This is a genomic window from Flavobacterium gelidicaeli, from assembly GCF_013294005.1.
GTDB lineage: Bacteria > Bacteroidota > Bacteroidia > Flavobacteriales > Flavobacteriaceae > Flavobacterium.
In genome coordinates this window covers 96,025-118,180 of sequence record NZ_JABSNK010000005.1, presented here as the reverse complement: position 1 = coordinate 118,180, position 22,156 = coordinate 96,025, and the positions used below count along the sequence as shown (strand labels likewise).

Here is a 22,156-nt window from a genome sequence, read left to right as displayed (position 1 = left end):
GTTTAATCGGTGAATCATAAAAAAATGTTAAAATAAAAATCGCACAAAATTACATGATTTTTTTCAATTTTTCGGGGTCTCTAGCTATGATGGCTTTACCGTCTTTTATCAAAATAGGGCGCTCTATTAAGATGGGATTATCGATCATGGCTTTTATAATTTCATCGTCAGAAAGGGATTTATTTTTAAACTTTTCTATCCAAATTTTTTCTTTTTGACGCACTAATGCTATTGGCGATAAGTCCAGCATTTTTAATAACTCAACAAGATCAGCATAAGTAGGCGGGTGCTCTAAATATTTAATAATTTTATAGTCACTATTTTTTTCTTCAAGAAAAGCCAGGCAGTTTCTCGATTTTCCACAACGTGGATTGTGATATATTTGTATCATTTTAATTTTTTAATAGGTTTTATTTGAAATAAAAAAAGTATTTTTAGAATCACAAAAATAGGCTATGAGTCACTATTTTTACTCGAATAATTTAAAAAATATAATAGATGTTTATAGAACAAGGGATTAAAACCGAAAATCACTTTTGGAAATATATAGTAGGCTCAATTATTATAATCTTGGCTTCTTCAATTGGTCAACTTCCGTTAGTTTTTGCAGTGTCCTACGATAGACTTGATGAAAACGAAAGTATTGGTTCACTTAGTCAATCGTTAATGAATCAGTTTGAACCTAATTTGACGTTATTTTTAATGTTGATTTCATTTGTTGTAGCAATGGTTGGAATCTATTTTGTTGTTACAAAACTCCACCATCAAACTTTTTTATCAGTAACCACTTCAAGAAAATCAGTTGATTGGAAAAGAATATTTTTTTCCTTTGGACTTTGGGCACTATTTACCATTATTACTACTTTGATTTCCTATAAAATGAACCCAACTGATTTTGTTTGGAATTTTAAACCGATACCTTTTGCTATTTTGGTTTTCATCAGTGTTGTTTTGCTACCCTTTCAGACAAGTACTGAGGAATATATTTTTAGAGGGTATTTAATGCAAGGATTTGCTAATTTGGCTAAAAACAAATGGTTTCCATTACTAATGACTTCTTTAATTTTTGGTGGGTTACATGCTGCAAATCCTGAGGTTGCTAAAATGGGGAATATTATATTTGTCTATTATATAGGTACAGGATTGTTTTTAGGAATAATTACTTTAATGGATGAAGGAATGGAACTTGCTCTAGGTTTTCATGCTGCTAACAATTTGGTTAGTGCTTTATTAGTTACTTCTGACTGGACTGCTTTTCAAACGCATTCTATATTAAAAGACATTGCAGAGCCTGAGGCTGGACTTGATGTTATCCTACCAGTAATAGTAGTTTACCCAATACTTTTATATATCTTTAGTAAGAAATACAATTGGACAAATTGGAAAGAAAAACTTACTGGTAAAATAGTAAAAATCGATACTCATAACACTTTTAACACAGCTAAATAATGACAAATGAAGTAACGTACAAAAATGTACACAATCGTTTTAAACTTAACGGATTTCATCTCGATAAGGATGATTTATGTCGGGTTTCCTACTGTTTGATAAAAGAAGGTGATGCATTTGAAAAATCTATTGGAGACTTTTTATTAGATTGGTTTGATAATAAAGAATATGTTGATTTAAAAACATCAGGAACTACTGGTGCTCCAAAAATTATCCGAATGGATAAACAAAAAATGGTGAATTCAGCTTTAGCTACAGGAGATTTTTTTGAACTAAGTCCTGGAGATAAAGCATTGTATTGTTTACCTACAGCTTATATTGCTGGAAAAATGATGTTGGTAAGAAGTTTTATTTTAGGCTTAGATATTGATTTTGTTGAACCAACTTCAAATCCATTAGCGCGCAATGAAACTAAATATGATTTTGTTGCAATGGTTCCTTTGCAAGCGCAAAACTCTTTAGCGGCATTAAAAAATGTTAAAAAATTGATTGTAGGCGGTGCTAAAATGAGTAAAGAGCTAGAAAAAAGTTTGCTTAAACTAAAAAATATTGCTGTTTATGAAACGTATGGAATGACAGAAACGATTACTCATATCGCTGCAAAAAAAATAGGGGAGAAGGCATTTTCTATTTTGCCAAATATCCATATTTCTCAAAATGAAAATCATTGTTTAGTGATTGATGCTCCCAAAATTTCAGAGGAATTAATTGTTACTAATGATTTGATCGAAATCATCAACGACAATCAATTTGTGTTTTTAGGACGCAGTGATAATGTGGTTAACAGTGGCGGAATAAAGTTGATTCCGGAACAAATCGAAGAGAAGTTGGCAGCATTGATTCCGTCACGATTTTTTATTGCTGGCATGGCAGACGCTTCTTTAGGAGAGAAATTAATTTTAGTAATTGAGGGCGAAAAACATGAAGTTGATAAGGCAATTTTTAAGGGTTTAGATAAGTATGAAAAACCGAAAGAAGTTTTTTTTGTCACTCAATTTTTAGAAACCGACAATGGTAAAGTAAAAAGGAAAGAGACGGTAGAAAGTCTTTAGAATAATTTCTATAATAATAAAAAAAAAAACAGATTTAATAAATGCTAGCTAGCGTTTATTAAATCTGTTTTTTTATGGATTTTGTTTATTTTTTTTAAAATAAGGATAGTATTTGGGCTTGATCTTGATTTGACACAATTATTTCGTGAATGCATAAAGTATTATTTAGGAATAGTCTTTTTAATATCATTCAAAATCCAGTTCATTTCTGGATCTTTTTTATTGATTAAGTCATTTAAGGTGGGTATGATCTCTTTATCAGGATAAATTCCGTGGCCTATGGTGGTTGTTTTGTAATGTGGTACGATGTGCATCAATCCCATTCTTATTTTTAAATCTGAATTAGGTAATTCAATATTTGGCATTATACCTGCCACGGTGCCATTATAATCGCCTCCCGTTTCCTCACCTACAAAAGTAGCTCTATTAGATCCCTTTAAGTTAGAAGCTATAATGCTTGATGCCGAAAAGCTTTTTCCGTTTATCAGAACATAGATTTTAGAGGTAAAAGCATTTTTTTTAATTTTTTGCTCTCTACACATTAGTTTTTGATAATAATTACCTTTCGTATCTTTATGTGTGGTAATAAATGAATAAGTGTAGGAAAGTGGGAATACTATAGTTTTGACTGCTTTGAATAAAAAGGGAACCTTATCTAAGTAATCTCCAGCTATAATGCTTGATTTAGAAACAACTTGTGTTTTATCTAAAAAAATATAGGAGGTATCCGCAAGGAAAGAGTAGAGGTAGTTGATTTCGTTTAAACGCCCGCCCGTATTGTCTCTTAAATCTAAAACTAGATTTTTAGAATGGTATTCGTTGATTTTTTCAAAAGTTTCTTTATAGAATTTTTTATAACCTCTATTTTTAAAGCCTCTAATTTTTATCACTGCAATACTACTGTCCTTTTCTAAAAAACGAATGTTACGGGTATAATCTTTTGTTGCTTGATTGTACCCATTTATTCTTTTCTTTCTTCTTAGTGCTTTATCTTTTTGATGGTCAATCGCTATTTTTTTAGGTTTTATAACGTCCTCTTTTTTCTTCTCGCTAGTTTCTTTTTTGAATCTTTTTATAGTGTGATTTTCAATGGTATCGTTGTATTTTAACGTATATACTAAACTATCTTTGATTCCGTTTTCGATAGTGAAAAAAGTAGTAAAGCGGTCTTTGTTTCCTCTAGTTTTAAAAGTGGTGTTAAACCCATCAGAAGCATAATAATTACTATGTTCAGTTATTAAATCGCTAGTATTTATTCCGTTGACACGAATGACTTCAGAGCCCACTTGTATGGTGCTGTCAGTAGATTTATTGTTGAGGATGTACAATTTGCTGTTATGATATTCAAAATCAAATTGAGAGAAGGGACCAATACCTTTATTAAGTAAAGCTTTTGATTCTTTTTTAGTCATTTGTACCACAGGGGCATAAACATATAAGTGTCCTTGCCTTACAGCAGCTACAATCGGACTAATTTTTTTGTAAAAACCAAGTGGCTTTAATGGGGTTGTAATGGTAGTTTTGAGGCTGTCAAATTTATAATCTAAAGCGGCTTTAGTTATATAATCGTATAAATTGGGGTGTAATTGTTGTAGTTTTTTGTATGTAAAATCAATATCTTCCTGTAATTTTGATACAGGAATTAAAGCATTATAATGAGCATTTTGTTTTTTAACCGAATTGCATTGGACAAAAAGTAAAATCACAAAACCTAGAAGTATTATTTTTTTCATTTAATTATTTTTTAAAAAGTACCTTTTCATACGCTCTTCTAACGCTTCCTCTAAAGTAGACTTCACCACAATAGCTGTAACCTAATTTTTCAAAAATAGCCATCATGGCGTGATTATCAAAGTTGGTGTCTGCTTTAATGCTATAAATGTTGTTCTGGATTGCAAAATCTTCTATGAATTGCATCATTTTTTTAGCCAAACCTTTTCCTAAATACACCTCAGAAATAGCCACTCTATGAAAAACAACAAAATCAGTATTTGTCAACCATTTCCCTTCTATATTGTCATATTCAAGTTCGTCGTTGATCAACAATGCTACATACCCTAGAATTATTTCTCCCTCAGTTAAGACATATGCTGCGTCTTTATTAATGTCATTTAAAATAACTTCAGGATTTGGGTAACCGTCTTGCCATTGCTGGCTTCCATCAGCTTTGCGTCTTGCAATTGCTTGCTGCAAAATAATCCATATTTCAGGAATTTGAGCAACTACTGCTTTTTTGAAATCTAAAATCATTCTGAAAATTTGTATTAAAAGTACTAAAATAGTTCTTTATGGGTCTATTTTAAACTTATTTGTACCCTATTTTTAATTATGGAGCAAAGTAGATTCTGTTGTATTTTTTACAAAAATAATAGCATCAAAAGAATTTATTAATCTTTCCTCTACTACCATTTTAGGATCGAAAGTAGATCCAATTCCTTGATGTTTTACTTTAGAGTTAAGATAATCAGCTAAAACGGATGTTTTTATTGCCGTATTAAAATCTAGTAAGTACGTGTCAAAGGTACATTTATCAAATATTTCACTGCTCGTATTTTTCATTACGTTATCGATTACAATTGTGGTGAGACGATTTTTAGAAAGGTCTAATGCGTTAAATTTCCCAGTGGCGAAATCAAATCCTACGCTGTAATATTGATTACCATATTTTTGTTTGAGATGGTTTCCCATCGATGGGATATTAAACTGTATTTTATCTTTATTCACATGTAAATTATGAGCCCAAAGGAAAACTTTACCTTCTGCTCCAGCTGAAGTCAATACTTTATTGACGTTTTCTGCCATTTGTTTGTCTCTAGTTGTTTGATTGTGATTCAAACTATATTCAATGTATTGTATGATAGCTTCTTGTGTTCTTACATAAAAATCGTTGCTATCTATTGCGTTCTTATTTAAGACGGTTTTTAAATCTGTCATCAATACTAAATGATTTTTTAATTCTTTCTTTTTCGCTTCTTCTATATTCTGTGTCTTGCTGTAAATTGCAATGATTTTTAAATATTCTTCTTTATTTTCTATGTTAATCTCTTTTATGTAATCATACATTTTTTTGGCTGCAGTAGCACAATCCATACTATCTATACCATGAAAACTTAATTGCTCACTAGTGTTTTTGCCCCTGTTGTAAACCTTCATCCATTCAATAAGATCTAATACTTCTGTGCAGTTCCATATCCAAAACCCAATGTTATTCAACGCGACTTTAGGATCAACGTTTTTGCCGTGTATATAATCATTAATTGCGATGCAGTTTCCGTAGTTAGCTTCAATTGCAAAGTTTTTTACAGCTTGATTTTTTACAACATATTTAAAGAATTTAACTTTTAAGTCAAAGAATTCTTTAGTGCCGTGTGTTGCCTCACCAAAACCAAAAATTATCACATCTTTAAAAATGTTGTCTAAAGTTGAATTCTTCTCCAATTCAATATTTGGATTAACATCTTTGATTCCGAATGCATTTTCGTTGATGGCTTTTACAATTTCATTGGTTTGACTCAACATTATAAAATTGCATAGTAGCGTCAAAAGTGTAAAGTGGATTTTTTTGGTCATAATCGAATGATGAATGTGGATTGTTTGTTTGTTATGGTTTGTTTCTCAGAGATTCACAAAAAAAATAGCAGAAGTCCGCAGTTTTCTTGAAAATTTAAATTTAATGTAAGTACTATTTAGCTTGTGTTATTATTGCAGTTGTCATATTAATAGTGGTCTTTTTAAAATAGTTGTTGTTGATTAATTGTTTAACAAGGTATTAAGGTAAAATTTCAATTTCTTCTTCTTTAAACCAACCAAATTTCAATAAATTATTTTTTAACGCTATCGTATCATCTGTATACGCAACAATTGCTAAACTTTCCTTAGCTCTACTACACGCAACGTAAAACAACCTAGATGTTCTGTCTATTCCTGTTTCTTTACCTTCTCCAATATTTTTTTTATCTCCAGTGGTTAGTGACTTTATACCAAACAATTTATCATAACTAAACATAAATCCATTCGCTTCATCATCATCGATAATAACCATTACTCGGTCATATTCTAATCCTTTTACCCCTTGATGTGTACCAAATCCCGAGTTTTCAGAAATGTATTCATTATACTTTATTATTTCGTTAAAATTTGCATTTAATGCAGCATCCCATGCAAGTAATGATTCATTATCTTTCAGCTCTTCATTACCATCTTCAATGTTAGTAATTGTAGAACGTTCAATGGATAGTTTTAAGTCAGAAGGTAAGTTAAATAATTTCGATTCGTTTATGTTATTTAGTATCTCTAATAAAGTAGGTGACTTGTCTTCATTCCAAAGCTTTAGAAGTTTATCAGTACTGGTTTTTGCAGTTTTTAATAAAATGAATATGTCACTTTCTTTTTCAATATTTCGTTTATCAAAAAGAGGTGAATGCTTTTTAACAATATTGGCAATTTCGAAATTATTGTTGCTTTTATATGCTAGTACTAGGGGTAAGATTATTTTAATAAAAAAATTAATTGAGGCAGAGCTACCATCTAATAAACCAGTTTTCATTTTATCGACCGCATATAGAGGTCTAAAAAATGTTGAAAATCCGATCCTTGCAGCTGCCATGTGATGTTCAAGAATAAGAGTTTTTACAGGAATATTTATTTTGTCCTTTGGGTTGCTTTTGTCTATCCAAGTAATATCTTTGGTGATGGACGACATTTTTTCTTTAATTGATTCTTCACTAGATGGTTTATCTATTCCCCTTTTAACAATAAAAAATCTAACAACACCTCCTGATTTTTCAATTCTGGGGATTTGGTGTTGACCATCAATATCTTTTCTAATTTTATTGATTAGTTCAATTATTCTTGATTTAGAACGATGGTTCATTTGTTTTGCTGGCGTCAACCAATCAGGAGGTAACTTTTCTCCTAATTTCTCTTTACCATCACTATAAATACGCTGCATAGTGTCACCAAAAAGGCCTAACGATATTTTATCAGCATTAATTAATTGAAGTGAAAATAAAGCATCAATTAAATGTTTATTGGTATCCTGACTTTCGTCAATTAAAACAATAGGATATTTATTTGCTAAGATTTGTTGAAATAATTTTTTAGAAGCTATAAAGTGTGATGCAATTGAAATCACTTCCGTATGATTTAATGAATCTTTTGTTAAATTATCGCCGTTAGGATTATAGATAAACTTAGAGATTTTAGGAAATAATTCAAGTCTTTTGGTTTTTGATTCAATTTTTCTCTTATTAGAAACAGATGTTTTATTGTTAGGATCTCTACTTTTTGATAATTGTACATTTAATTCTGTAATTGACTTTTTTAAATCAACCACTAAAAATTCTTTTATATCTATTGTAAAGTTTTGGATTAAATCCCAGCAAAAACTGTGAATTGTACTAACTGAAAAAATACCATCATAAGCTAGTCTGTGACTTATTTCGTCAGCTGCAGCATTGGTGAATGTTATGATTGCAATTTTCTTGTTTTTTAACTTAAACTCATTACCATGATTTTCTTTAAATTGAGTTAATACATTTACCAACGTCCTTGTCTTTCCTGAGCCTGCGCCTGCAAATAGGAAAAAACTTTTAGGATTTGAAGCTGTTATACAATCGTATATTTCTACATCAACATTTTTATCAATATCATTATTCTCCATAATGCTTAAGATTTAGGGAATTTCAAATTTTTATTAGATGTCAATTTTTCTTCAACCCAATTTAAACCTTCTTCGATATATTTAGGTGTGTTTAAGTTTTCAGGATTTTCGAAATATAAAACGTCTAATGCAAATTCTGCTTTTTTAGCACCGTCAGCATTTATTGCTTTGAATGCTTCTACAGCTACATTTTCCATTTTAGTTTCTTTAGCTGCTTCTACCATTTTTTTCAACAAACCTTTTGGTTTAATTATTTTCTTAAACAATTCAACATTTTCTAAAACAAGCGCATCTTCAAAAGTATAAGGGTAAGTCTTAGTACCATTTATGTCTATCTCAGTTTGATATGCAACTCGAATTGGATTATTCTTTAGGACTTTACCTTTACTTTCTAATTCTAATAATTTACTGACATCATGTAATTTAGGGTTCCACTCTTTTAAGGTGTCATTATTGGTTTTTTGATTGAATCCTTTTTTAGGTTGACATTTTACAAAAACTTCCTTTGGGGCATTTTTGTAATTATCAATAATTTTTTCTACAGCATCGATATCCGTAATTATCAATGTAATTAATCCTAGTTTTTCAATTAATGCTTTTAAACGATGAGCGTGGCTACCTCCAATTTCCAAAATTGTAATGTAACAGCTATCCAATACTTCATGTTTATTTTTTATAAAGTGTGGAATTAGCATTCTCTCAGCTGGTCCTTCAACTAAAATTGCCGCATCAGCAAAAAATAAATCATTATGAGTTGTATTTAAATATCTAACGACAAATTTTTCTGTTTCTTTTTCTAATGACTTAGAGCCATCAAATACTGATTTTAAACTAATGACTTCAGAAGTTGGAATTTTCAAAGAATTATTCCTTTTAAAATATCTTAAACTTTCAAATTTCTGATGTGCTATGTAGCTTGAATGCGTACTTATAATTAATTGAGTATTAAAATGTTTTTCTTCTTCTAAATCAGAATGCTTTCTCAGTACACTATAAGCTTTCTTAATAAATACTTGTTGTACTTGAGCATGTAAATGTGCTTCTGGTTCTTCAATTAAAACAAGATGTAATGGTTCTATTATGTCAATTTTATCATTAGTTAGTTTTCCTTTACGCATCCACTCATCTCGATAGCGAATTAGTTTAAAAATTATTGATATTAAGTTTTGATATCCTAAGCCATTGTATTTTTCGGGTAAGGTTATGCCTTTATCTATTTGATACCTTACTGCAGAATCATGATCTAATCCATCAGAAGCTTTAATAAGTGAGGATAATGTTATTTGAGGATTACCGAAGCCTGGATAATTTAAACCTTCCAATTCTCCTAATGATTCCTTAAATCGAACTTGTAGATTTTTATCAAATGCTGCTTGAGCTTTATTTAATGAATTTAAAGCATCTAAGTCATTACCTGTAGGGTCTGTAGTAGGATTTAGGTGATTATCATAATAAGACCGTAATTGTGAAGATAAATTTTTTGCATTCTGTGATTCTAGATTATCTGAATTAACATCACTAAATCCTCTTTGAGCATTTATAGTATCAATTTTAATTAACCCATTAAGCGGATTTCCTTCAAAGGCAATATTATAATCTGTCAATTCTTGGTCAATATTATATTTTGTTGGATCTAGAATATATGTTTTAATTTCGAATAAAGTATTTAACTTTCTATCACAGAATTGCCAAAAATCTTTAGGCCATAAATCAATTTTTTTACCAGAATCAGCATTAAGTTTTATTACTTTATTTCTAGCTATAATATAATCTTCGATAAGTATTTCTATATTTTTAGGCTGTAAAATTAGCCTAATACCTAATAATCCACCTTTCCAGTCTAGAGTTGGAATTAAATGACTTACATATCTTAATTCTGAGTTTTCTGCATGAATCCATAAATCCAATGAAGGTAAGTATGGCTCTAATAACTTAAGGCTTTTGTCTTCTTCTATTAAGTCCGACTTTGTTACCCATGTTTCTGCTATTTTATTTAATTTCGTCCAATTAGATATTGTGAAATCTTGTGTTTTAAATTCCTTCCTCTTCAAGAAAGTGATTAAAGCATCCATAGCTGTAGTTTTACCACTATTGTTTGCTCCGACAAATATTGTTTCTTTTTCAGAAAATTCAATTTTACATGAATTTAGTTTTCTGAAGTTTTTAATTTTTATAAAGTCAATTTTCATGAGATAGGAAGAGATTATTTTTGAAAACTTAGTGATTTAATAACTTTTTTCTGTAAAGAGGTTAATTAGTTATTATATAGCCAAATATAACATTAAATCCTGAAAATAAACTTTGGTTTGCAAGATAAATCTGTAGAAGTATTTATGAAAAACAGTCGTAAAAAAATAGCCCCGATAGCAGCGGCATCCCCTTTTTAGGGATACAGCGGATAGCGGGACATAAGTTATTATGAAAATGAGAGTGTCTTGCTCCCAATAATAGAAATATTCTTGTTATACTTGGATCACTCCTAAGTTAAATTGTTTCTCGATAGGAGCGTGGTCTGCAGCTTCGATACCCATAGAAATCCATGTTCGGGTATCTAGCGGGTCAATAATAGCATCTGTCCACAATCGTGACGCAGCGTAGTAAGGCGAAACTTGTTCGTCATAACGTGCTTTTATCTTTGCAAAAAGGGCAGCTTCTTTCTCTTCATCTACTACTTCACCACTTTTCTTTAATGATGAGGCTTCGATTTGAGCCAACACTTTTGCAGCTTGCGTTCCACCCATTACGGCAAGTTCTGCACTTGGCCAAGCAAAAATTAATCGTGGATCGTATGCTTTTCCGCACATAGCATAATTTCCAGCACCATAAGAGTTTCCTACAATAACGGTGAATTTAGGCACTACAGAATTACTTACCGCATTCACCATTTTAGCACCATCTTTAATAATTCCTCCTTGCTCAGATTTTGATCCTACCATAAAACCGGTAACATCTTGAACAAATACTAATGGAATCTTTTTCTGGTTGCAATTTGCTATAAAACGAGTCGCTTTGTCAGCACTATCAGAGTAGATAACACCTCCAAATTGCATTTCGCCTTTTTTAGTTTTTACTACTTTTCTTTGGTTAGCTACAATTCCTACAGCCCAACCGTCGATGCGTGCGTAACCTGTGATGATCGTTTGACCGTAACCATCTTTGTATGCCTCAAACTCTGAGTTGTCTACTAAACGGTTGATGATGTCCATCATGTCATACTGCTCGTTACGCGCTTTTGGTAAAACACCGTACAATTCTTTTTCGTCTAATGCTGGTTTCTCAGACTTCACACGGCTAAAACCAGCTTTGTTGTAGTCACCAATCTTATCAACGATATTTTTTATTTTGTCTAAGGCGTCTTTATCGTCTTTAGCTTTATAATCAGTTACACCTGAAATTTCGCAATGTGTTGTCGCTCCACCTAATGTTTCGTTATCGATGCTTTCGCCAATAGCTGCTTTTACTAAATAGCTTCCAGCAAGGAAAATACTTCCAGTGCCTTCAACGATAATTGCTTCGTCACTCATGATAGGCAAGTAAGCACCACCGGCAACACAACTTCCCATGATAGCAGAGATTTGTGTAATTCCCATGCTACTCATTTGAGCGTTGTTTCTAAATATTCTACCAAAGTGTTCTTTATCAGGAAATATTTCGTCTTGCAAAGGTAAATACACTCCTGCACTATCTACTAAATAGATAATAGGCAGGCGATTTTCCATTGCAATTTCTTGTGCTCTTAAGTTCTTTTTAGCTGTAATAGGGAACCAAGCACCTGCTTTTACAGTAGCGTCATTAGCAACAACGACACATTGCTTCCCTCTAATGTATCCTACTTTTACAACAACTCCACCAGAAGGACATCCGCCATGTTCTTTGTACATTCCTTCACCTACAAAAGCGCCTATTTCAATTGCTTTTGCCTTGGGGTCAAGTAAATAGTCAATGCGTTCCCTAGCAGTCATTTTTCCTTCAGCATGAAGTTTTTCAATTCTTTTTTCACCACCGCCTAATTTCACTTTAGAAAGGTTGTGCTTTAACTGCGATAATAAAAGTTTATTGTGATCTTCGTTTTTGTTGAAGTTTAAATCCATGTTGTAATAGTGTTATAAATAGTTGGTGCTAAAATACAAAATCAATCGAAATAAAAATTACTATTTTGATTCTATCGCAAATTATTTTCGATATAAAACCAAAAAAACAGAAGCGAACCTCTGTTTTTTTTATGAATATGATAAAATCTAGTTGATTATTTTTTAGAATCGTTAACAAGTCGCTTTAATATAGCCCATTGTTTTAAAGCGTCACGCGCTTCAACAGCTGGATATCCTAAAACTGTTTTACCAGCAGGAACATCACAGGTAACACCTGATCCTGCACCCACAGTTGATCCGCTGCCTAAAGTAGTGTGGTCTTTTATAGATGCGCTTCCGCCAATGATAACACCATCGCCTAGAGTTACTGATCCTGCAAGTCCGCTGTGTCCAGCCATGATACAAAAACGACCTAGTTTACTGTTGTGTCCTATTTGAACTAGGTTATCAATTTTACATCCATCACCTAAAACAGTAGAGCTAAATTTACCCCTATCTACACATGAGTTAGCACCTATTTCTACATTATTCCCAATAATTACATTTCCTATTTGCGGTATTTTTACCAATCCTTTTTCTGGGCAAGGTCTAAAACCAAATCCATCTGCTCCAATTGTTGCGTTAGGATGAATAATACAATTGTTCCCTATATGGCAACGCTCTCTAACAACACTTCCTGACCAAATTATAGTATTATTACCTATAGTTGACTCATCTAGGATGGTAACATTAGGGTAAATAATACTGTTTTCTCCAATTTTCACATTGGGACCCACATAACAACATGCTCCTATTTTTGCACCATTGGCAATTGTAGCTGTGATGTCTATAACTGCAGTAGGGTGAATATCAGACTGGAAAACGGGTGCTGGTGGAGCAAAAAGTGCTAGTATTTGCGACATTGCTAAATCAGCATTTTTAACTTTAATAAAAGCCCTGTTTTCACCTGGTTCTATTGAAATATCCTCGTTTACTACTGCAATTCCAGCTTTTGATAAAAACCAAAGTTTTTCATATTTTTTATTTCCAATGAAGGTGATTTCAGTTTCTGTAGCAACTTCTAATTGTTCCGGAGCTGTAATATTTTGAGAAGTAGTACCAACAATAACTCCATTAAGAATTTCATTGATTTCGTTTACTGAGTAAGATTTCATTAAGTATTTATTAGTTTGGGAAATTAATATAGTTCAAATAAAATCATTTAGATGTTATCCTCCAAATGTTTTTCTATTTTGATATAAAACATTATGAAAAACGAAGAAAATAGCGGTTATATTGTCTGCGTTTTGTGATTATTTTTGATATAAGTAAAAAAAATAACCCAATAATTCTTTGAGTTATTGGGTTTGATTTTTATAAAAAGGGATGATAATATCGTTTTAAAAATTACATATTATCAATAATTTGATCCTTTGGGTATTTGACTTTATAGCTTATTCTGATTTTTTTAGTTTCATTAGAATCTAGTTTTAATTCCCAGCTTAGTAGTCCTGTTTCTTCATTTACTTTAGCTCTGTCGTTTTCTAATAATTCTACGGTAATATCTTTGTTAGTTGATAAAGGATATTGGTCCTTTAAGAGTATTTCAACAGCTTCTTTTTTATTGTTTCTAACGCTAATATCATAAGTGAAAGTTTGTTCTTTATAACTTGATAAAAATTTTGTTCCAGATTTGTTACTAACTTTTTCTCTCGTAATGGCAATGTTTTTATCCCTTCCCATGCTTAGTTTCAAGGTATCAACAGTTTGGTTTGGGTTGATCAAGGTTTTACCTACGTACATTCCTTCAAAAATAATATTAGCCTCACCTTGTAACAAGTTGTATTTAGAATAATCAATAATTTCAGCCAATAGAAAGGCTTCTTTATCCGCTCTAGGAGCAGCAAAATAGTTATAAGTTGCGGGTAATTTAATCTCTTTTAAAGCGACACTATGCGCTTTTCCATTTGATAGAATAGTGTAGGGAATTGGGATGTCAAAAGAAACATTCAATTGGTTTTGAAAGTCGGTTGCATTGACGTTTTGTATTGCGTAGCCTAATGTTCTTTTTTCTTTTGCTTCATAGGCTGGTGCAGCAACTTCGTCAAAACTACTTTCTTCTGCTTTAACTCTAGATATTTTGCTTTTAACAATATTAGCCATGTTGTCTGGCATATTGTATCTTAAAAACCAAGGCTGTAATTCAGGTGCTTGATTGTTTTGATTTGGATTTCCACTAGATAAAGTGAGTTTAACATTTTTCCAATCAAGTCCAGTAGTTTGCATTACTTGTGCTTTGTACATCATATTAATAGGTTCTTTGACGCTTTCGGCGCGAAGGTCATAAAAAGGTTTCCATGTAGCCGAATTGGTGATATAGCTTATAGCAAGCGGAATATTTCCTGCTGTCTCATTCATCACTTGCAAAACTAATTTTCCTGAAGAATATTTCTCCTCATTCTTAGTATTGAAATCTAATTTATTATTTAATGCTAATAGTTTTGTGTTCCAATCTACTTCTTTTTCACGTAAGTCAACAACGGCATTTTCAAGTTCGTTTCTCTTACTTTTATAATAATCAATAAGTTTTATTAATTCGGCTACATTCAGTCCGGTATTTGCCCCCGAAGCTATTTTATTTCCATCTAATAATGCAATTGTTTGGGTATTGGAATTACTCAAAATTTGGATTTTTTTGATTTCTCGTTTAACCAAAGTAATGCTATCACGTACTTTTTTTATAGCAGGATTGCTTTCGTCAATTTCGAATTCTGAAATATAATTATTAGTAAATTGAACAGATAAAATAGTAACCGAACTTGGTGAACCTATTTGAACAGTACTTTCATTAAGATTATTAGCAACGTTTTTTATTACAATTTCGCTCGTTCCTGCTGGAAGAGTAACCAAAGTATTTTGAGACAACTCAGCTGCATTAGCGTATACGGTAGCTGCTTTTATTTTAGCAGTTGTAAAAATAGGTTTTTGAGCAAAGGAAATTGCCGAAATAAGAATGGCGATTAATACGACTTGTTTTTTGATCATAAAATGAAATATTTTGGCTTGTAGAGTTGTGTTTTAGTAAATATATGTAAAAAAAATAATGATTAGTGATTTTAGATAATACTTGTTTTAAGGAGTCTTTATTAATTGAGACGCAATTAATTTAGCGAATAGTTATGGGAATACTAAATTTTACCCGAGCATCTTTACCATCAACTCTTCCAGGAGTCCATAATACACTGCTTTTTAAAACACGTATTGCTTCAGCATTCATTGCTGTATTGATTCCTTGTTTGATTTTACAATCAGTTATTGTTCCGTCTTTTTCGACAACAAAATTAATTTTGATTCTTCCTTTTTCCTCATTAGGTGCTTTAAAATTTCTGCTAACATGTTTATAAAAAGCACTTAGTCCTCCTGGATATTCCGGGTGAACAAAATAAGGGAAGAAGGTAATTTCAGTTCCGTTTTCGTCAAAACATTTTCCATCTATAAACTCGTTGTTTTTATAATTCTCAGAACGTTTTAATTGTCCGCTTTCATAGTATCGTGTTTGCTTGCCTTCTAGTTTGTTATTCACATAAAATTCAGCAGACTCTTTGACACCAGATTTAAACCAGTATTCAGACTTACCATTTTTTATGCCTTTTTTTATATCCGAAAATTGATTACTGTTTCGTTTTGTTCCGTCAATATAATAGGTAACCCTATTGGTTCCTTTCTTAGTGTCTTCGTAAGTGCTGTAATAAGTTGCGTCTTGGGCTGTAGGGAGTTCTTTAAAATCTTCGTTAAAATAGACTTTCTTTTGGGCATAAAATGTAAGTGATAAAAAAAAGAAAGCTAATAAAATAGTGTTTTTCATGGCGTGTAGTATTTTAATAATCACAAAAATTGATAAAAAAATCCTACAGAAAAATAAGTTTTTCCTGTAGGATTAGATGTTAACAGTAAAATAATACTATTCGTCTTCGTCTCTTTGTCCCATCATCATTAAGTACGCTTTTAGAAACTCGTCTATTTCCCCGTTCATCACGCCGTCAACATTGCTACTTTCATAGCCTGTACGTACGTCTTTTACTAATTTATACGGTTGCATAACATAATTCCTTATTTGGGAACCCCATTCAATTTTCATTTTTCCTGCTTCAATGTCGGCGCGTTGTGCTAGTTGTTTTTTTAGCTCAATTTCATACAATTGAGAACGTAGCATTTGCATGGCACGCTGTCTATTGTCTTGTTGTGAACGTGTTTCTGAACACTGAATTTGAATTCCAGTTGGTTTATGAAAAAGCTGCACTTTAGTTTCTACCTTATTTACATTTTGTCCTCCAGCACCACTAGAGCGTGAAGTTGTGATTTCGATATCAGCAGGATTAATATCAATTTCGATACTATCATCCACTAACGGATACACATAAACAGAAGCAAATGATGTATGGCGTTTGGCATTACTATCAAAAGGAGAGATACGCACCAATCGATGCACTCCATTTTCCCCTTTTAAATAGCCAAAAGAATAATCTCCTTCAAATTCTAACGTTACAGTTTTTATACCTGCAGCATCTCCTTTTTGAAAATTCAGTTCTTTTATTTTATAACCGTATTTTTCGCCCCACATCATGTACATACGCATCAACATCGATGCCCAGTCACAACTTTCGGTACCACCGGCACCAGCTGTAATTTGGACAACTGCACTTAAAGTATCGCCTTCGTCCGAAAGCATGTTCTTAAATTCGATGGCATCAATGTGCTTTTCTATTTGGGCATACTGTTCATCGAGCTCTTCGGCAGTTAGCTCTCCTTCACGATAAAACTCGTAAGCGAGCTGTAACTCGTCAGTCATTTCAACGGCTCGGTCGTAGTCTTCTATCCATTTTTTCTTATTTCGAAGGTTCTTTACAATACTCTCTGCTTCTTTGGCGTTATTCCAAAAGTCAGGTGCAAAAGTCTTTTCTTCTTCGTTGGCAATCTCGATAAGCTTGGCATCAACGTCAAAGATACCTCCTCAACGCACCAAGGCGCTCTACAATACCTTTAATTTGTTCGGTAGTTGTCATAAATTGTGTAATTTTGTTGGACAAAAATAAGAAAAAATAGGAAGAGGCAAGTTGCGACTTGTCTTTTTAATAAAATATATAAGCACTATATGGAAATAAATTTAATTAGCGATACAATTACGAAGCCCACATACGAAATGTTACAGTACATGTTTAATGCCGAAGTAGGTGATGATGTGTACAAGCAAGATCCTACTGTTATTGAGTTAGAGGATACTATTGCACAACTTTTTGGTATGGAAGCGGGCTTGTTTTTCCCATCAGGAACAATGGCAAATCAAGCAGCTTTAAAACTACATACCCAACCAGGGGAGCAAATTATTGCTGATAAATATGCCCACGTCTACCTCTATGAAGGTGGTGGTGCTTCTTTTAACAGCGGTGTTTCTTTTTGTTTGCTAGATGGCGACCGCGGAATGATTACGGCTGAGCAAGTAGCAGGTGCGATTAACGATCCTGAGTTTTACCACAGTCCGTTAACGAGTTTGGTTTGTGTAGAGAACACAACCAATAAAGGAGGTGGCGCTTGTTATGAAATTGATGATTTAAAAAGAATTAAAGAAGTATGTGTTGCCAATAATTTAAAATTCCATCTTGATGGTGCTAGAATTTGGAATGCATTAATCGCTAAAAAACAGAATCCGAAATCGTTTGGAGAAATATTTGATACTATTTCTGTTTGTTTATCCAAAGGGTTGGGTGCACCAATAGGTTCCGTTTTGTTAGGAGACAAAGCAACCATTCATCGTGCGCTAAGAATTCGTAAAATATTAGGTGGCGGAATGCGTCAAGTAGGGTATTTGGCGGCAGCCGGATTATATGCCTTAGACCACAATATTACTCGTCTTGCTGAGGATCACCGCAGAGCCAAAGAGATAGCTGGAATTTTAAGTAAAAGAGTATGGGTTGCAAAAGTTGAACCTGTAGAAACTAATATTTTGATTTTTACTTTAGCAAGTAATTATAGTGATAAGCTTTTAATAGAAAAATTAAAGCAAAAAAATATTTCAATAAGCGCTATGGGACCAGGTAAATTAAGAATGGTTACCCACTTAGATTATCGCGAAGTAATGCATACTTACGTTTTAGAAACGTTGAGTAAGCTGGATTTGTAGTTTATTAAAAAGTAAAAAGGATTAGCATCATAATAACGCTAATCCTTTTTTATTATTTAAACAAATTATCCATTCCTGGAATCATTGGCATATCCATTTTTGCAACAGCATCAAGTTCAGCTTCGTTTACTTTTGTCGCTTTCTCGATTGCCTTATTCATTACTAGGATCATGTAATCTTCTAATTGCTCTTTGTCTTCTAATAATTCATCAGCAATTGTTAATGTTTTTATTTTTCTATTGGCAGTAATGGTTACTTTCAATAATCCGTCTGTGCTTTGTTCATCAACAAGAACAGAATCTAAACGCTTTTTTGTTTCTTCAATTTTATTTTGGGTTTCTTTCAATTTACCCATCATTCCCATTAAATCCATTTTTGTTCTTTTTAAGTTATTGAAATACGAAATTACTATTTTTAGCGCAATAACCAATGTTAAATAACTTGAAAAGCTGTTGTGTTAATAAAAGCCTTTGTGCTATTTTTGTAAAAACAACTAAGATAAAAAAATGATACAAAATATACATCCACCGGTTGCAAAGCAAATCCCCACTGAATTAGAGAAATTTGGAGATATTAGAATCGATAATTATTTCTGGTTAAAAGAGCGCGAAAATCCTGAGGTAATTGATTATCTAAATAAAGAGAATGAATATTATGAGGCAATGACAGCCCATACTAAGGATTTTCAAAAAGAATTATTTGACGAAATGAAATCCCGAATTAAGGAAGATGACGAGTCGGTTCCTTATTTATACAATGGTTACTACTATATTACGCGTTTTGAAAAAGGGAAAGATTATCCTATTTATTCTCGAAAAAAAGGCAGCCTTTCGGCCAATGAGGAAATCATGTTTGACTGTAATGAATTGGCCAAAGACCATAAATACTTTCAATTAAGTGGTTTGAGTATTAGTTTAGACAATCAATTAGCAGCTTATGCAGTAGATACTGTAGGGAGAAGGATTTATACTTTGCATGTAAAAAACCTTACTACAGGTGAAGTTTTAAAAGATAAGATCGAAAGCACTACTGGAAACTCTACTTGGGCAAATGATAATAAAACCATGTTTTATACCAATCAAGACCCTAAAACGTTACGATCAGATAAAGTATTGAAGCATAAATTAGGCACTGAAACAGCAACTGATGAATTGGTTTATTTTGAAGAAGACGATACCTTTGATGTGGCCGTTGGTAAAGAAAAGTCTAAAAAGTATATTTTAATAAGTTCGTCAAGTACATTAACTACTGAGTTTAGAATTTTATTAGCAGACAAGCCTGATGGAAAGTTTAAAATATTCCAAAAAAGAGTACGCGGTCTAGAATATAGCATTTCCTATTATGGAGATTATTTTTATGTTGTTACCAATAAAGATAAGGCAACCAACTTTAAACTGATGAAAACTCCTGAAAAGGCGACCAACAGAAAAAATTGGGAAGACGTGATTATGCATCGTGAAGATGTTTTACTTGAGGATATTGATATTTTTAAAGATTTTCTAGTTGTTTCGGAACGCACAAACGGTTTAAACCGAATTCGTATTATGCCTTGGAATGGTGGTGTAGAGTATTTTTTACCATTTGAAAGCGAAACCTATACAGCTTATACAACGGCTAATGTTGATTTTGACACAGATATTCTTCGTTATGGGTACCAATCTATGGCGACACCGTCATCAGTGATTGATTTCAATATGAAAACTAAAGAAAAAGAAGTTAAAAAGGAGCAAGAAGTTCTTGGTGGGAATTTTGACAAAAATAATTATATCGAAGAAAGGGTTTGGGCTACCGCTAAAGATGGGACAAAAGTGCCTATTTCTATGGTGTATCATAAAGATATGAAAAAAGACAGCACTAATCCATTATTGCTTTATGCTTACGGTTCTTATGGGCATTCTATGGATGCTTATTTTTCATCTACGCGTTTGTCGCTTTTAGATCGAGGTTTTGTTTACGCTATTGCACATATTCGTGGAGGTGAAGATTTAGGAAGGCCTTGGTACGAAGGAGGAAAGCTGGCTAAAAAGAAAAATACTTTTACAGATTTTATTGATTGTTCAAAATATGTAATCGAGCATAAATATACTTCAGCAGCGCATTTATATGCCGAAGGAGGTTCAGCAGGTGGCTTATTAATGGGAGCGATTATTAACAAAGCGCCTATGTTGTACAATGGAGTAATTGCGCAAGTTCCTTTTGTAGATGTAGTTACAACAATGCTTGATGATTCTATACCTTTAACAACTGGAGAATATGATGAATGGGGTAATCCTAATGTTAAAAAATATTATAAGTACATGAAATCGTACTCGCCTTATGATAATTTAAAACAACAGAAATATCCTAATATTTACGTTTCTACAGGGCTTCATGACTCTCAAGTTCAGTATTGGGAGCCTGCTAAATGGGTAGCTAAGATGCGAACATTAAAAAAAGACAATACTGTTTTATACCTCGATACGAATATGGATGCTGGTCATGGCGGGGCTTCGGGGCGATTTGAAGCATTAAAAGAATTAGCAAAGGAATTTAGCTTTTTGTTAGATTTAGAAAAAATTAAAAAGTAATTAGAATTTTTTTGTTAAATTTGCAACGTTTCGAGGTCTAATAAAATAGATCTCGTTTAACTATTTTTTTATGAAAGAAGAAATAAATGCTTACAACAATGTTTTAGAACTAATAGGTAATACACCTCTTATTAAGCTAAACAAAGTCACCGAAAAGTTTGAAGGTAATTTCTATGCTAAAGTAGAAGCCTTTAACCCGGGACATTCCTCAAAAGACAGAATTGCTTTATATATTATTGAAGAAGCAGAGAAAAAAGGAATTTTATCTCCTGGAGATACTATTATTGAAACAACCTCTGGAAATACTGGTTTTAGCTTAGCTATGGTGAGTATCATTAAAGGGTACAACTGTATTCTTGCTGTGAGCTCTAAATCGTCTAAAGATAAAATTGATATGCTTCGTAGTTTAGGTGCTAAAGTATATGTATGTCCAGCGCACGTATCAGCAGATGATGAACGTTCTTACTATAATGTTGCTAAAAGACTGCATGAGGAAACTAAAGGATCAGTATATATTAATCAATATTTTAATCAGTTAAATATTGATGCACATTATAAATCTACAGGTCCCGAAATTTGGAAACAAACGAATGGTAAAATTACACACCTTGTCGCTTGTAGTGGTACTGGAGGAACAATCTCTGGAACTGCTAAATATCTAAAGGAACAAAACCCTAACATTAAAATTTTAGGAGTAGATGCTTTTGGTTCAGTATTGAAAAAATACCACGAAACGAGAGAATTTGATAATGACGAAATTTACCCTTATCGTATTGAAGGTTTAGGTAAAAACTTGATTCCATCAGCGACTGATTTTGATATGATCGATAAGTTTATGAAGGTAACTGATGAAGAAAGCGCTCATTCTGCTAGAGAGATTACTAGAAAAGAGGGGTTGTTTGTTGGGTATACTTCAGGAGCTGTTTTACAAGCAATCAAGCAATATGCTGAAGAAGGTGAATTTGATGCTAATAGTAATGTTATTGCTATTTTTCCAGATCACGGTTCTCGATATATGAGTAAAGTATTTAGCGATGATTGGATGAATGAACAAGGGTTCTTTGATAGTGTGAATCAAGAAGAAGCTCAAAAAATTGAAATGATCAAGTAATAAAATTACTTTAATTGTACTTATAGAAAAAGTCCCATTTACAAATTTGTAAATGGGACTTTTTTAT

Annotated in this window: 17 protein-coding genes; 5 read left to right on the top strand and 12 right to left on the bottom strand. The window is 32.4% G+C overall.

Annotation, left to right across the window (positions count from 1 at the left end):
• Positions 1 to 49 precede the first annotated feature (49 nt).
• The gene (gene arsC, locus HNP99_RS09255; RefSeq protein ID WP_173853091.1) at positions 50 to 391 is read right to left on the bottom strand and encodes an arsenate reductase (glutaredoxin); all 342 of its coding nucleotides are present in this window, start codon (positions 389 to 391) and stop codon (positions 50 to 52) included.
• Positions 392 to 498: 107 nt separating this feature from the next.
• Here arsC and HNP99_RS09250 point away from each other — a divergent pair, with 107 nt between their 5' ends.
• Positions 499 to 1,449, top strand: coding sequence for a CPBP family intramembrane glutamic endopeptidase (locus tag HNP99_RS09250; RefSeq protein ID WP_173853090.1), 951 nt, complete (start codon positions 499 to 501; stop codon positions 1,447 to 1,449).
• On the top strand, positions 1,449 to 2,501 hold the full coding sequence (locus HNP99_RS09245) for an AMP-binding protein (RefSeq protein WP_173853089.1): 1,053 nt from the start codon (positions 1,449 to 1,451) through the stop codon (positions 2,499 to 2,501). Before HNP99_RS09250 ends, HNP99_RS09245 begins: the two co-directional genes overlap by 1 nt.
• A gap of 161 nt (positions 2,502 to 2,662) precedes the next feature.
• On the opposite strand, the gene HNP99_RS09240 is transcribed toward HNP99_RS09245, so the two are convergent.
• The 10 genes from HNP99_RS09240 to prfB all read right to left on the bottom strand — a co-directional run bounded on the left by HNP99_RS09240 (position 2,663) and on the right by prfB (position 17,296).
• The gene (locus tag HNP99_RS09240) at positions 2,663 to 4,234 is read right to left on the bottom strand and encodes a S41 family peptidase (RefSeq protein WP_173853088.1); all 1,572 of its coding nucleotides are present in this window, start codon (positions 4,232 to 4,234) and stop codon (positions 2,663 to 2,665) included.
• Between the two features lie 4 nt (positions 4,235 to 4,238).
• Complete coding sequence (locus HNP99_RS09235; protein WP_173853087.1) at positions 4,239 to 4,751, bottom strand: GNAT family N-acetyltransferase; 513 nt, start codon at positions 4,749 to 4,751, stop codon at positions 4,239 to 4,241.
• Between the two features lie 72 nt (positions 4,752 to 4,823).
• Entirely contained in the window at positions 4,824 to 6,071 is a 1,248-nt protein-coding gene (locus HNP99_RS09230; RefSeq protein WP_173853086.1) for an erythromycin esterase family protein, read from the bottom strand.
• A 199-nt stretch (positions 6,072 to 6,270) separates the two neighbouring features.
• On the bottom strand, positions 6,271 to 8,163 hold the full coding sequence (locus HNP99_RS09225; protein WP_173853085.1) for a UvrD-helicase domain-containing protein: 1,893 nt from the start codon (positions 8,161 to 8,163) through the stop codon (positions 6,271 to 6,273).
• 5 nt (positions 8,164 to 8,168) lie between these two features.
• Entirely contained in the window at positions 8,169 to 10,352 is a 2,184-nt protein-coding gene (locus tag HNP99_RS09220; protein ID WP_173853084.1) for an ATP-dependent endonuclease, read from the bottom strand.
• A gap of 273 nt (positions 10,353 to 10,625) precedes the next feature.
• Positions 10,626 to 12,254, bottom strand: coding sequence for an acyl-CoA carboxylase subunit beta (locus HNP99_RS09215; protein WP_173853083.1), 1,629 nt, complete (start codon positions 12,252 to 12,254; stop codon positions 10,626 to 10,628).
• A gap of 155 nt (positions 12,255 to 12,409) precedes the next feature.
• On the bottom strand, positions 12,410 to 13,408 hold the full coding sequence (gene lpxD / locus HNP99_RS09210; RefSeq protein WP_173853082.1) for a UDP-3-O-(3-hydroxymyristoyl)glucosamine N-acyltransferase: 999 nt from the start codon (positions 13,406 to 13,408) through the stop codon (positions 12,410 to 12,412).
• A 232-nt stretch (positions 13,409 to 13,640) separates the two neighbouring features.
• Positions 13,641 to 15,278 carry a DUF4139 domain-containing protein gene (locus HNP99_RS09205; RefSeq protein WP_173853081.1) on the bottom strand — a complete coding sequence of 546 codons (1,638 nt, stop codon included), beginning with the start codon at positions 15,276 to 15,278 and terminating at the stop codon, positions 13,641 to 13,643.
• A gap of 121 nt (positions 15,279 to 15,399) precedes the next feature.
• A complete protein-coding gene (locus HNP99_RS09200) occupies positions 15,400 to 16,098 on the bottom strand; it encodes an energy transducer TonB (protein WP_173853080.1) in 699 nt (232 codons plus the stop codon).
• Positions 16,099 to 16,194: 96 nt separating this feature from the next.
• Positions 16,195 to 17,296, bottom strand: a protein-coding gene (prfB, locus tag HNP99_RS09195; protein ID WP_173853079.1) for a peptide chain release factor 2 whose coding sequence is annotated in 2 segments (ribosomal slippage) — positions 16,195 to 17,232 and positions 17,234 to 17,296 — 1,101 coding nt in all. Because the reading frame shifts where the segments join, the coding sequence is not laid out codon by codon here.
• A gap of 89 nt (positions 17,297 to 17,385) precedes the next feature.
• On the opposite strand from prfB, the gene HNP99_RS09190 reads away from it, so the two are divergent.
• Positions 17,386 to 18,411, top strand: a complete 1,026-nt coding sequence (locus HNP99_RS09190; protein WP_173853078.1) for a threonine aldolase family protein — start codon at positions 17,386 to 17,388, stop codon at positions 18,409 to 18,411.
• Between the two features lie 52 nt (positions 18,412 to 18,463).
• Here HNP99_RS09190 and HNP99_RS09185 read toward each other — a convergent pair whose 3' ends face one another.
• Positions 18,464 to 18,784, bottom strand: a complete 321-nt coding sequence (locus HNP99_RS09185) for a YbaB/EbfC family nucleoid-associated protein (RefSeq protein ID WP_173853077.1) — start codon at positions 18,782 to 18,784, stop codon at positions 18,464 to 18,466.
• A gap of 133 nt (positions 18,785 to 18,917) precedes the next feature.
• Between HNP99_RS09185 and HNP99_RS09180 the strand changes: the two genes are divergently transcribed.
• Positions 18,918 to 20,978 carry a S9 family peptidase gene (locus HNP99_RS09180; RefSeq protein WP_173853076.1) on the top strand — a complete coding sequence of 687 codons (2,061 nt, stop codon included), beginning with the start codon at positions 18,918 to 18,920 and terminating at the stop codon, positions 20,976 to 20,978.
• A gap of 70 nt (positions 20,979 to 21,048) precedes the next feature.
• Positions 21,049 to 22,089: a PLP-dependent cysteine synthase family protein gene (locus tag HNP99_RS09175; protein ID WP_173853075.1), complete on the top strand. Its 1,041-nt coding sequence runs from the start codon at positions 21,049 to 21,051 to the stop codon at positions 22,087 to 22,089.
• Positions 22,090 to 22,156: the final 67 nt, after the last annotated feature.